Consider the following 12221-nt stretch of genomic DNA (forward strand, 5'->3'; position numbering starts at 1 on the left):
CAAATCCCCGATCCTGTGCCAGACTGAACATAACTGGAGGAGGGCGGCTATGACAGAACCAGAACGAAACCATCTGTCCGGTAAGGCGTTGGAAGTGTACGACCGGATGCTGGAGCGGGTGCAGGGACGGCTCCGGGAAGTGCAGGATTCGACCGTTGAAACCCTGGAAGAGGAAATCCGCGATGCCGTCCTGATGGAGTACGAACTGGAAGAGATGACCCGGGAGGAGGCGGACCTGCTGGGCGCCTACCTCAAACGCGATCTGGAACACCTGCTGCACTTTGTCGAGGAAACCGGGGAAGGCCTGACCGAGTGGCTGCAACTGGACATTTCCCTGCTCGAACACCAGCTGGCGGATCAGTTGTTTTCGGTGGCAGACCGGACCCTGGTCGACACCCTGGAGTTACGGCAAAAACTGGAAAACGACGACGCCGGCCATTACATCTCCGGGGAGGTGGCCACCGCCGGGATGTTCCGCTGCCTCAACTGCAGCCACATGCTGTGCCTCACCGCCACTAGCCATTTGTCGCCCTGCGAGGCCTGCGGCTCCCACTACTACGAGCGGGTCACGAGCCGCTGGCCGAGGAAGGAGGAATAACCCGCTCGCGCACGAACACCACCAAAATCACCGCCAGCGTCAGCACCGGCCAGGAGCCGGTCTGCATGTAAGGGGTGCTGCCGGATGCGGTGTAGACATGGCCGCGCAGGGTTGCGCGCTCAAATTGCGGGATGGTCTCGGTCAGTCGACCACGGTGATCGATGATGGCGGTGACCCCGTTGTTGGTGCCTCGCACCATGTAACGACCGGTTTCCAGGGCCCGCATACGGGCAATCTGGAGGTGTTGCAGCGGACCGATGGAGTCCCCGAACCAGCCGTCGTTACTGATGGTGAGCAGCAGTTCGGCGCCGCGACTGTTGAACGCCACGAAATCCGGGTAAGCCACCTCGTAGCAGATAAACGGCATGATCTGGATGCCGTTGGCGACCAGTGGCTCCTGATACTCCGGGCCGCGGCTGAAGTCGCTCATGGGCAGGTCGAAAAAGCCAATCAGGCCGCGCAGCACGCCCTGCAGCGGCACGTACTCGCCAAAGGGCACCAGCTTTTGCTTGTGGTACATGCCGTCACCGCTGCCCACCGCCATGATGCTGTTGTGGAAGGTGAAGTCCTCGATGCGATCGCTGAACCCGTACCAGGGAATGCCGGTGATCAGGGTGCTGTCGGCGCCAAGCCGCTCGTCGATGTGGTCGATGATCTTGCCGGCCTGGTCCTGGGGAATGGGGATGGCGGTTTCCGGCCACAGGATCAGGTCGGTGTCCCAGTGCTCCTCGGTCATTCCCAGGTAGGTGACAATCTGGTCCTTCAGGAACTCCGGATCCCATTTGATCTGCTGCGGAATGTTGCCCTGCATGGCGGCGAAGCTGGTGGGCTCGGTGCTGACATTCGTCCACGCCACCCGATTCAGGGACGGTCCTGCCAGCCAGGGCAGCGCCATGACCACCAAAGTTAGAGCCGCGGCGGTGTGCCGGCGCTGGCTGATCAGCCACCAGGCACCATAGAGGGCGGCGCCGGAAACGGTGACCCAGAAGGTCAGGCCGTGGACGCCCAGCAGTGGGGCCCAGCCAGCCAGGGGGCCGTCGGTGTGGGCGGTGCCCAGGTACAGCCAGGGAAACCCGGTCAGCAGCCAGCCCCGCAGCCAGTCCCCGAGAATCCAGATGGCGGGAAACAGCAGTAGCCGGCGGATCTGGCTGTCCTTGGCCAGCTTGCCCCAGAACCAGAACGCCAGACCGTGAAACAGCGCCAGGCCGGCGACGAAGATCACCGTCAGCAGGACCGAGACCGGAATGGAGGTGTTGCCGTACTGGCTGATGCTGATGTAGACCCAACTGGCGCCGCTGCCGAACAGGCCCAGTCCGGTGAACCAGCCGGCCGCGAACAGTCGTTCGGGCCGCAGCGGAACCGCGACCAGCACAATCAGCAGGGCCGACAGGGGGCCCAGCCACCACAGCTCGAAGGGGGAGAACGTCAGGGTCTGCAGCGCGCCGGCGATCAGCAGCAGGCTGCGGCTCAGCCAGCGACTGGCCGACAGCGTTGTGGACCAGGCCGGCATGTCTGTGGCTTCACTGTTCACTGCGCGTGACCTGCAGAAGACGGATAACCCGGTTGTCCGCGTTGGCGATGGTGAACTTCAAACCACCGAACGCAACCGTTTCGCCCCGTCTGGGCAGGTGACCAAACTCCTTGAGTACCAGGCCGCCGATGGTGTCGAACTCCTCTTCATCGAGTTCGGTTTCGAAGAATTCGTTGAAATCGTCGACCGGGGTGACCGCCTTGACCGCGAAGGTGCCGTCGCCGCGGGCCTTGATGTGGGTCTCTTCGTCAAAATCGTGCTCGTCCTCGATCTCACCGACGATTTGCTCAAGCACGTCTTCAATGGTGATCAGGCCGGCGGTCCCGCCATACTCGTCCACCACGATGGCCATGTGGTTGCGGTTTTCCTTGAACTCCTTGAGCAGCTGGTTCAGGCGTTTGCTCTCGGGCACGAAGGTGGGCGGGCGCAGGATTTCACGGATCTTGTTCCAATTCAGCTCGTTGTTCAGTGCCAGGGGCAGCAGGTCCTTGGCCAGCAGAACGCCGATGACGTCGTCCTGGCTGTCGCCAATGACCGGGAAGCGGCTGTGGGCAGAGGCGATGATCTCGCCGAGGAATTCCTTGGGGTCCTGGGAGGCTTTGACCGTGACCATCTGGGAGCGCGGGATCATGATCTCGTCCGAGCGCATGTCGATGACCTGCATGGCGCCTTCGATGATGCTCATGGCGTCGGCATCGATGATGTCCTGGGACTCAGCGTCCCGCAGGATTTCCAGCACGTCCTCAACGGACTCAGGCCCGCTGGAGAAGGCCTGTGATATACGCTCCAGCCAGGACTTTCCGCCCTGACTGCGACTCGACTGGTCGTCGTTCATGAGTCTTGTTCCGTTTCCTCTGCGTCGTAGGGGTTGCCAAACCCAAGTTGGTCCAGAAGCCGAATTTCCAGGGCTTCCATGACCTCGGCATCGTCATCGTCTATGTGATCATAGCCCTGAAGATGCAGCATACCGTGAACCACCATGTGCGCCCAGTGCGCCACCGGTGTCTTGCCTTGCTCGACCGCCTCCTGTTCGACAACAGGGGCGCAAATGACGAGATCTCCCGCCAATGGCACCGTTATACCGGCTGGCGCCTCAAATGGGAAGGACAACACATTGGTCGGTTTGTCCTTGCCCCGGTACTGGTGATTGAGGGCCTGGCTCTCGTCGACGCCGACAATACGTATGGTCACTTCGGATGGATGCTCACCCTGCCAGGCCAGTGCCGCCCAGGTCTCGAACAGGGAAGACTCGGGCACCCCGGAGCCCTCAAAAACGTTCTGGAAGTCGACCGTCAGTTGGCTCACTGGCTGGTACCGCTGCCGTCGTCGAAGGAGTCGTAGGCTTCGACAATGCGCTGCACCAGCGGGTGACGCACCACGTCCTTGGCGCCAAAGCGGGTAAAGCCGATGCCGGTGACCTTGCCCAGGACGCCGGCGGCGTGGATCAACCCGGAATTTTGGCCGCGCGGCAGGTCCACCTGGGTGGTGTCGCCGGTAATCACCGCGGTCGAGCCAAAGCCGATCCGGGTCAGGAACATCTTCATCTGCTCCCGGGTGGTGTTCTGGCTTTCATCCAGGATGATGAACGAGTTGTTCAGGGTCCGGCCGCGCATGAACGCCAGCGGTGCAATCTCGATCACGCTTTTTTCGATCAGCCGGGTGACCTGATCAAACCCGAGCATTTCGTACAGGGCGTCGTACAGGGGGCGCAGGTAGGGATCGACCTTCTGGGCCAGGTCGCCGGGCAGAAACCCGAGCTTTTCACCCGCCTCCACCGCCGGGCGCACCAGCAGAATCCGCTTCACCTGCTCGTCCTTCAGGGCTTCCACGGCACAGGCCACGGCCAGCCAGGTCTTGCCGGTGCCGGCCGGTCCGATGCCGAAGTTGATGTCGTGGCTACGGATGTTGTGGACGTACTTCTGCTGGTTGGCACCCCGGGGCTTGGCCTGCAGTTTCGGGGTCTTGATCACCGTGACCGCGCCGTCATAGGGCACGTCCTCCGGCAGGCGCTCGTAGCCGGTCTCGCGGATGTACAGGTGCACCGTGTCCGGTGAGATCTCGTCGCTGGCCTCGGTTTCCCGGTACAGGTGCCGCACGACCTCGACCGCGGCGGCGACGTGCTCGGTCTCACCCTGGATCCGGAAGTGGTGGCCGCGGCGACCGATGGTCACCTGCAGGCGCCGTTCGATGTGCTTGAGGTTCTCATCGAACGGGCCGCAGAGGGTGGTCAGGCGGTGCTGGTCCGCCGGGTGCAGGTCGAATTGTCTGGAATCGTGGGTGCTCAAAGATGCTCCGTTTGCGTTGGCTTTCCGGTCCAGGGGTTACCGCTCAGTGCAGCTGGTCGTCGACGGGATGACCCCGCAGCGAATTCGGGTAGGCCTCCACGATGTCGACGTCGATAAAGTGGCCGACCACCTCGGGATTCGGATGCCGGAAATTGACGATGCGATTGTTCTCGGTACGGCCGGCGTACTCGCCGGGGTCCTTCTTGGACAGGCCGGTCACCAGGATACGCTGGGTGGTGCCCACCATTTTCCGGCTGATGTCCATGGCCTGCTGGTTGATGCGCTGCTGCAGGATCGCCAGGCGCTCCTTCTTGACGTCCATCGGGGTGTCGTCCGGGAGGTCGGAGGCCGGCGTGCCGGGGCGCGCGCTGTAGATAAAGCTGAAGGACACATCGAAGCCGATGTCGTTGATCAGCTTCATGGTGTCCTCGAAGTCCTTGTCGGTCTCGCCCGGGAAACCGATGATGAAATCGGACGAGAAGCTGATGTCCGGGCGGATCTTGCGCAGACGCCGGAGCTTGGACTTGTACTCCAGGGCCGTGTGACCGCGCTTCATGGCCGCCAGGACCCGATCCGACCCGCTCTGCACCGGCAGATGCAGGTGGCTGACCAGTTCCGGTACCTGTTCGTAGACCTCAATCATGGCGTCGGTAAACTCGACCGGGTGCGAGGTGGTGTAACGGATGCGGTCGATGCCGTCGATGGTGGCGATCAGGGTGATCAGTTCCGCCAGGTCCATGGTGTCGCCGTCGTGGGTTTCACCCCGATAGGCGTTGACGTTCTGACCCAGCAGATTGACTTCCCGCACACCCTGGGTGGCCAGATGCGCCACCTCGGCAATCACATCGTCGGCTGGACGGCTGACTTCCTCGCCGCGGGTGTAGGGCACCACGCAGAAGGTGCAGTACTTGCTGCAGCCTTCCATGATCGAGACAAAGGCGGAAGGGCCATCGGCGCCCGGTTCCGGCAGGTTGTCGAACTTTTCAATCTCCGGGAAGCTGACGTCCACCACGCCCACGCCATTTCCCTTGGCCCGCACTTCCGTGATCATGTCCGGCAGGCGGTGCAGGGTCTGCGGACCGAACACCATATCCACGTAGGGGGCCCGGTCGATGATGGCCTGACCTTCCTGGCTGGCGACACAACCGCCAACACCGATGATCAGATCGGGCTTGCTGTTCTTCAGGGATTTCCAGCGGCCGAGCTGGTGGAACACTTTCTCCTGGGCTTTCTCCCGGATGGAACAGGTGTTCAACAGCAGGATGTCCGCGTCTTCCGGCGTGTCGGTCATCTCGACGGTCTCACCGGTGCGCAGCAGGTCCGCCATGCGGGATGAATCGTACTCGTTCATCTGGCAGCCGTGGGTTTTGATGTACAGCTTCTTGGCCATGGGTCTCAACGTATTCTGGTGGATGGTGCGCCAGGGCTCGGCATACGGATGTGCAGGCGCGAACAAAAAGGAACTGCGTATTATAACGGGGTGCTCAATCCGCAACCACCATTGTCTCGGCTTGTTGCTAGTTCCCTGTGGTATTATCTGTGACTTTCTTATTCTGCGAACCTGTACTGTCATGACCCCTGAACGTCTCGCCCGGATCAAACAAACCCTGGACACCCGCCAACCGGATCTCAGCGTGCTCACCGACCAGGTCCACAAGCCCCGAAACCTGTCGGCCATCATTCGCTCTTGCGACGCCTTCGGGCTGGCGAACATGCACGTGGTTTGGCCGCGGGAGGGCTTTCGGGCGTTCCGCAAGACCGCCGGTGGCAGCTACAACTGGGTCACCACCCACACCCATCGCACCATGGCTGACGCCATCACGGACTTGAAAGGGCAGGGGCATAAGCTGTACGCCGCGCAGTTGTCCGACCGGGCGGTGGACTACCGCGAGGTGGATTTCACCGTGCCCTGCACGGTGATCCTCGGCAACGAGGTGGATGGCGTGAGCGCCGATGCGGCCGACCAGGCGGATGAGCACATCGTGATCCCGATGATGGGCATGGTGGAGTCACTGAACGTCTCTGCCGCCTGCGCCATCATCCTGGCCGAGGCCCAGCGCCAGCGCAAAGCGGCCGGGCTGTACGATTACACCCGCCTGCCCGAGGAGGAGTACCTGCGCCTATTGTTCTGCTGGTGCCAACCCGCGGTCAAACGCTATTGTGACGATCGCAATCTGCCTTATCCCCCCATTGATCCGGAGACGGGCGAGCTGATCGACGGCGTCGGATGGATGAAAGAAGTCCGCAAGCTGCGGCATCCGGATCTGGATCACGCCGAGTAAAACGAGACCTGGTCGTCTTGTCGGTGTCCGCCGGATTGAGTACCGTTGAGTGTAACTGCCAAGCTTCCCACAATGCTTGGCGGCGTGGGCAGGGATAGCCCACGGATCTCGCCCGAAACTGACAAGGACTGTCATGCACATCAAGCCCTTTGCTCGCCTCAACGCGGGCGACTTGCCGTTCGCTGAATCGCCCGATCTGGCTGCCCAGTTTTTCAAACGTTCGGAACTTCATCCCGGCACCCCAACCCTTCAATTCAACTGGGCCAGTCTGTCTGGGCTTAACGCTTTTGCCCCGCCAGAGGTGATTCGAGCCCAGGTATTGTCTGGCCTGGCAAGCGGGAAGCTTATTCTGGTCCACGACGCGCTGTCGCCAGAGCGACCACAGTTGCCGCTGGCGGTTTGGGTGCCGGATTCGGGAGCCCGGCATGGTGGCGCCTGGATTGCCGGCGCTGCTGGCCGCAGCCTCGCGCTAAGTGATGGTATTGAGCGACTGAACCGCGCGGGCAAGACTCCCCAGTCGTTGGGCCTCGCGGAACAGGCGGGACCCTCCAATGCCGGGGGCAAGGAATCTCGCGACTCAGCTCAGGCCGCAGACGCTGGTCCGAAGGACCATCGCTTGTCGTTACCATTGGGCGCGGCGGCAGGAGTGGCTGCGCTTGCAAACGCGGCTGAGTCTGAAGAGGAGCGCCCCGGTGACGATGCCCAGCTGATCGATCTGACTGTCGGCATATTCACCGACGGAACCCTGAACAATTACCAGAATATCCAGGAGTTCAGGGAACGCCTGGAAAAAGAGTGCCTGATCCCCCTACGCGGCCGCTCTCAAGATATTGAAGAGTGCCAGACCCGGTTGGGATTGCTGCTTGGGGAGAGCTACGCCAATGAGCCCACCAATGTTGTAAAGCTCTTTTCGCTGTATCAGGACGGAGAAGAAGTCCGTGATGGTGTGAAGAAGGTGTTTATCAAGGTATACGAACCCGGGGTCGGAACTCGTTCGGGCGACGACGATTCGCTTTGGGGCATGGCCACAGGTCTCGGGGAGACGGGCGTTCAAGCGCAGGTTGATAGAGCTTTCGCAGAGGTGGCTTATCGATTGAGCGCCGAAGTTGATATTTCCAAAGTGCGCAGCATTCAGTTTGATTTGTTTGGTTTCAGTCGAGGCGCAGCGGCATCCAGGCATGCGGCAAACGAGATACTCTCTGGATCTGAGGGAGCGCTAGGTCGGATTTTTCGAGATACAGGCGTTTTTTGGTCCGGTCGATTTAGCGTGAGGTTTATGGGGTTATTTGACACAGTTGCAGGGGTTGTAAATCCACTCAGGTTCGATTTTTCGGCGGGGAACGAGAGAAATCAACCGGTGGATATTCACCTGGATCCAGGAAAATTGGGGCGGGTGGTCCACATTGCAGCGTTGGATGAGTTCAGGGCTAACTTTGCACTGAATAGCATTTGCAACTCTGCGGATAAAACTCCCCATAATTTCAGAGAAATATATTTGCCGGGAGCTCACTCGGACATAGGAGGGGGTTACAGTGATGTCCAAGTAGAAGACCTGCTCTTGTATCCTGAATTGCAGGTAACAGGTCGCGATACCCAGTGGCCAAGAAAAACCTTGGAGTGGGACAACTTGCAGGGAATAAAAAGGAGGGAGGAAGCCGCAGGTTGGATTGGAGATTTCAGTCTGCAGATGGCTGATGAAACCCAACCCTCTATTCAGCTTGATGAGACCTTTGATCATCACCCCTTACCTTATGGACGGGTCAGCCTTGAATTGAAATTCAGGAGAAAGGTTCTCGGGGGGCTGTCGGGCGTTCCGTTGCATCTTATCCACAGTCTCGCAACACATGAAGGTGTGCCCTTGTCAGATCTCGGTGGGAGAGATGACTTGGGAATCGTGCCGGAACTGTCTGCCATTTATGACGAGCTCTCAACAAAGGTTTTGGCCGGTGAGAATGTGCCAATTCTGGAGCAATCCCACCGAGACCTTCTAAAACAGCGGTACGTCCACCATTCTCACCACTTCAATGCATTCAGGTTGCTTGCATTGGATGAGATTGGATACTTGGAACCGCCATTCCGAGCTCTTCACTCGTCGCAGCCTGAGGCTTCATACCAACGAGCTATTTATTGGAACGAAACTAAGGATTAAGGAATGAATCGGATAGTTCCAGCAATCTTGGTCTTTATTTTTTCTATGCCCGGATGTGCTTCGAATAGTTATGAAGAGAAAGAAGATTGGTTTTTTCAGCTTGCTACGCCCCTGCATTACGATGTTTGGGTGGAGCATGTGGAATTAGAGTTGTCTGGTGTGCGGCATTGGTATCATCCCGCTGGGACAATGAACTGTTGCTGGCGCGGACCTAACGGTCCGAAAGGAATTACCGGAAGACTGGAGCCTTTTCCTAATTTTATCGCTCTTCAGTGGTTCTCTTTGTCGGAAAGAAAGTATTACCAGAGGCTGATCTCCGTAAAACCGGAGTGGAAAAACCGGATGCGCGAGCTTGCGCCTGTTCAGACAGCCAATGGGGTCAGGCATGAGCCCCGACGCTTCTTGGTTTTCGGTCTCGCCCCGGGCGGTGAAATCGTTGTCTGGATCAAGGGTCAAATCGGCAACGAGGTCGAGTTGGCTCGTCTCCAGGCCAATCAAATCCAAGGTGACCCGCAAGACTATGCCGCCTTGCTGCAAACCTATCGGGACAAGCATGGGGAATACCTGAAGGAAAACGGTATCCCCTTATCCGGGTGGTAGCGTCAGAAGTGGGAGGCGGTCACTCTTCCCGCGCCTCCAAATACCGTTGCAGTTGTTCCCGCAGCGCTTTTGGCAAGCGGGTGATGGTCAGGGCATCCTTGTCGCGATCGTAGTAGACCGCCTGGTTCACCAGGTCGGACGAGAAGGACACGCTCATGCCGCCGCCGGAACCGGCGATGCGCACCAGCTTTTTGACCTTGCGGTGGTCCGGGTGCAGAACGCCGCTTTCCGGCAGTTCGGCAGTTTTGGAGGCGAATTCCTTGAATTTCTGGGGTTCGTTTTCATCCAGGTAGCCGGACAGCGCCTCGATCTCCACGGGCTCGCCCAGGGCGTGCTGTTCCTTGCAGAATTCGTAGGCCTTGCTGCGCACCTCGCCCGCTTTTTCCGGTTCCGATGTCTTGGCGAAGGCTTCGACGGCATCGAGAAAGGTCATGGTCTCTTTCTCAACATCCACTTGGTTGGTGAAGCCCGCCAACCGGATAAACAGCTCGCCGGGCTCGCCGGTGCCGCGACCGTGGATCAGGGTGAGGTAGTTCTCGGCAGAGTTCTCGCTGCGCCAGTCATCCAGTTCAATCCGAACCGCCAGGTTAAGGCGTGACAGGCTCAGTACGTCGGTGGCGTCCAGGGCCTGGTTGCCGTCAAAGCGCATGGCGCTGTCGCTTTCCAGAATCAGCAGGTAAACCACCTCGGCGTCGGCCAGGGCCTCATGGACGATCATCAAATGGCCCTGGAATTCCTCCTGGCAGCCGGTCAGCAGTTCCTGCCATTGCCCGAACAGGCGGTCGGTCATGGAGCTGAAGCTCTGCTTGTCCTCCAGGTAGTCCTTCAGCCAGCCGCTGAATGGGCTTTCACCAATGTCCTCCGAAAACCGGCCGTATTTCTTGCCGGGTTTGCTGTTGAACAGGCGCTTCATCTGTTTGTGCAGGGACTCGTAGTCGCCGCCCGGTTCGGCAAGCGCCTCGCCGGATTGCATTCGGGCGGGCTGGCCCGGTTGGTACTGACTGCCAAAAGCGGTGCGAAGGTGTTTGATGGCCATGCTCGGAATCTCTAGCTGCGGGTACAAAAAAAGCCCCGGAGGCACACCTGGCCAGCGGGGCTTGTGTGAAACCCTTAGGGTCAGATGCGCTTGTTCCGGATCAACTGTTGAACCAGTTGGCCGACGGCGGCAGGAATTTCCTGCTCGGTGTCGGCAGAAACGGAGGCAGAGGCTACATCGGAACCCAGGTTAACCGCAACGGCGATCAGGCCGTGGGCCGACAGCAGTTGTGCAGTGCGACGACGGTCGTCGGCGTTGCCGGCGTTGTCCTCATTCACCACCACCGCGGTCTTGCCCTGGTCGAACAGGGCGCGCTCCATGGCGAGCGCCAGGGCCGGCGCCTGCTTGCCACTGCAACCAATGATCGCGGGTTTCTGGGCCAGTCGGCGCTCCCGCTCTTCGGCGGTAACCGGGTCCAGGGACTCCAGATCGTCGGCCAGGCCTGCAATCATGCCGGCGCCAACGGTGACGTTGGTCAGTCGGTCGATGACGATGAAACTGCCAGTGGCGTGGTTTCGCTGGTAGGCGTCAAAGGCCACCGGCTGGTTCAGGGTCAGTTCGCACAGGCCGATTTCGTTCAGTTGCAACTGGCTGGGGTTGGCTTGCTGCTCCAGCGTGTTGACGTCGGTCTGGTGATGGATTTTCTTGACGGTAGCCGAGGTAAACGTGGGCCCGAGCTTGATGTCGTACAGGCGACCGGTCTCCAGCGGGGCGTCGGTCATCCACACGATGTTGGCGTTGAAGCGGTTGTCCACTTCCGGCTCGTCGTCGGCCTTGACCAGCATGTCGCCACGGCTGACGTCGATTTCGTCGGTCAGGGTCAGGGTCACGGCCTGATCGATGTAGGCTTCCTCAAGGTTGCCATCGAAGGTGACGATGTCTTTGACGGTGCTGGTCTTGCGCGAGGGCAGGGCCATGACCTTGTCACCCGGGCGAACCACGCCGGAGGCGATGGTGCCGCAGAAACCCCGGAAGTTGAGGTTCGGGCGGGTGACGTACTGGACCGGGAAGCGGAAATGCTCCAGGTTCTTGTCCCGGGAGATTTCAACGGTCTCCAGGATTTCCATCAGCGGCTGGCCGGTGAACCAGGGCGTGTTCTCGCTGCGGTTGACGACGTTGTCGCCTTCCAGGGCGGAGAGCGGCACGAAGCGGATGTCCTTGAGGCCGAGTTTGGCGGCGAACGCCAGGTACTCGTCCTTGATTTCGTTGAAACGCTCTTCGCTGAAATCCACCAGGTCCATCTTGTTCACGGCCACCACGATGTGGCGGATACCCTGCAGGGACGCGATATACGAGTGCCGGCGGGTCTGGGTCAGCACGCCGTGGCGGGCGTCGATCATCAGGATCGCCAGCTGGGCGGTGGAGGCACCGGTGGCCATGTTCCGGGTGTACTGCTCGTGGCCCGGGGTGTCGGCGATGATGAACTTGCGCTTGTCGGTGGAGAAGAAGCGATAGGCGACATCAATGGTGATGCCTTGCTCCCGCTCGGCCTGCAGGCCATCCACCAGCAGGGCCAGGTCCAGCTTCTCGCCGGTGGTGCCCATCTTGGCGCTGTCGGATTTCAGGCTGGCCATGTGATCTTCATAGATCATCTTGGTGTCGTGCAGCAGGCGGCCGATCAGGGTGCTCTTGCCATCGTCGACGCTGCCGCAGGTCAGCAGACGCAGCAGTTCCTTGTTTTCGTGCTGTTTCAGGTAGGCCTGAATATCTTGTGCAATCAGATCAGACTGGTGTGACATC

Annotated in this window: 11 protein-coding genes; 4 read left to right on the forward strand and 7 right to left on the reverse strand. The window is 60.0% G+C overall.

What is annotated here, in order from left to right; genetic code table 11:
- The first annotated feature begins 49 nt into the window (after positions 1–49).
- Positions 50–598: a zinc ribbon-containing protein gene (locus U5822_RS11750; protein WP_322855811.1), complete on the forward strand. Its 549-nt coding sequence runs from the start codon at positions 50–52 to the stop codon at positions 596–598.
- Here the strand turns inward: U5822_RS11750 and lnt are convergent.
- From lnt to miaB, 5 genes are read right to left on the reverse strand one after another with little or no spacing between them, the layout of a single operon-like run.
- Positions 567–2108 (reverse strand): apolipoprotein N-acyltransferase, encoded by a 1542-nt coding sequence (gene lnt / locus U5822_RS11755; RefSeq protein ID WP_322856922.1) that lies wholly within the window; start codon positions 2106–2108, stop codon positions 567–569. The two genes, U5822_RS11750 and lnt, sit on opposite strands and share 32 nt — an antisense overlap.
- 10 nt (positions 2109–2118) lie before the next feature.
- Entirely contained in the window at positions 2119–2964 is an 846-nt protein-coding gene (locus U5822_RS11760) for an HlyC/CorC family transporter (RefSeq protein WP_322855812.1), read from the reverse strand.
- Complete coding sequence (gene ybeY, locus U5822_RS11765) at positions 2961–3434, reverse strand: rRNA maturation RNase YbeY (protein WP_322855813.1); 474 nt, start codon at positions 3432–3434, stop codon at positions 2961–2963. The genes U5822_RS11760 and ybeY overlap by 4 nt, the downstream gene beginning before the upstream one ends.
- Entirely contained in the window at positions 3431–4414 is a 984-nt protein-coding gene (locus tag U5822_RS11770) for a PhoH family protein (protein ID WP_322855814.1), read from the reverse strand. The genes ybeY and U5822_RS11770 overlap by 4 nt, the downstream gene beginning before the upstream one ends.
- 43 nt (positions 4415–4457) lie before the next feature.
- Positions 4458–5804 (reverse strand): tRNA (N6-isopentenyl adenosine(37)-C2)-methylthiotransferase MiaB, encoded by a 1347-nt coding sequence (miaB, locus tag U5822_RS11775; RefSeq protein ID WP_322855815.1) that lies wholly within the window; start codon positions 5802–5804, stop codon positions 4458–4460.
- A 181-nt stretch (positions 5805–5985) separates the two neighbouring features.
- Between miaB and trmH the strand changes: the two genes are divergently transcribed.
- The 3 genes from trmH to U5822_RS11790 all read left to right on the forward strand — a co-directional run bounded on the left by trmH (position 5986) and on the right by U5822_RS11790 (position 9445).
- Positions 5986–6696 carry a tRNA (guanosine(18)-2'-O)-methyltransferase TrmH gene (gene trmH / locus U5822_RS11780; protein ID WP_322855816.1) on the forward strand — a complete coding sequence of 237 codons (711 nt, stop codon included), beginning with the start codon at positions 5986–5988 and terminating at the stop codon, positions 6694–6696.
- Between the two features lie 133 nt (positions 6697–6829).
- Positions 6830–8845: a DUF2235 domain-containing protein gene (locus tag U5822_RS11785; RefSeq protein ID WP_322855817.1), complete on the forward strand. Its 2016-nt coding sequence runs from the start codon at positions 6830–6832 to the stop codon at positions 8843–8845.
- Between the two features lie 3 nt (positions 8846–8848).
- Positions 8849–9445: a DUF2931 family protein gene (locus tag U5822_RS11790; protein ID WP_322855818.1), complete on the forward strand. Its 597-nt coding sequence runs from the start codon at positions 8849–8851 to the stop codon at positions 9443–9445.
- Between the two features lie 19 nt (positions 9446–9464).
- Here U5822_RS11790 and U5822_RS11795 read toward each other — a convergent pair whose 3' ends face one another.
- Positions 9465–10481, reverse strand: a complete 1017-nt coding sequence (locus U5822_RS11795; protein ID WP_322855819.1) for a nucleoid-associated protein — start codon at positions 10479–10481, stop codon at positions 9465–9467.
- An 80-nt stretch (positions 10482–10561) separates the two neighbouring features.
- On the reverse strand, positions 10562–12220 hold the full coding sequence (cysN, locus tag U5822_RS11800; RefSeq protein ID WP_322855820.1) for a sulfate adenylyltransferase subunit CysN: 1659 nt from the start codon (positions 12218–12220) through the stop codon (positions 10562–10564).
- Position 12221 lies beyond the last annotated feature (1 nt).

It is taken from the genome of Marinobacter qingdaonensis (genome assembly GCF_034555935.1).
GTDB lineage: Bacteria > Pseudomonadota > Gammaproteobacteria > Pseudomonadales > Oleiphilaceae > Marinobacter > Marinobacter qingdaonensis.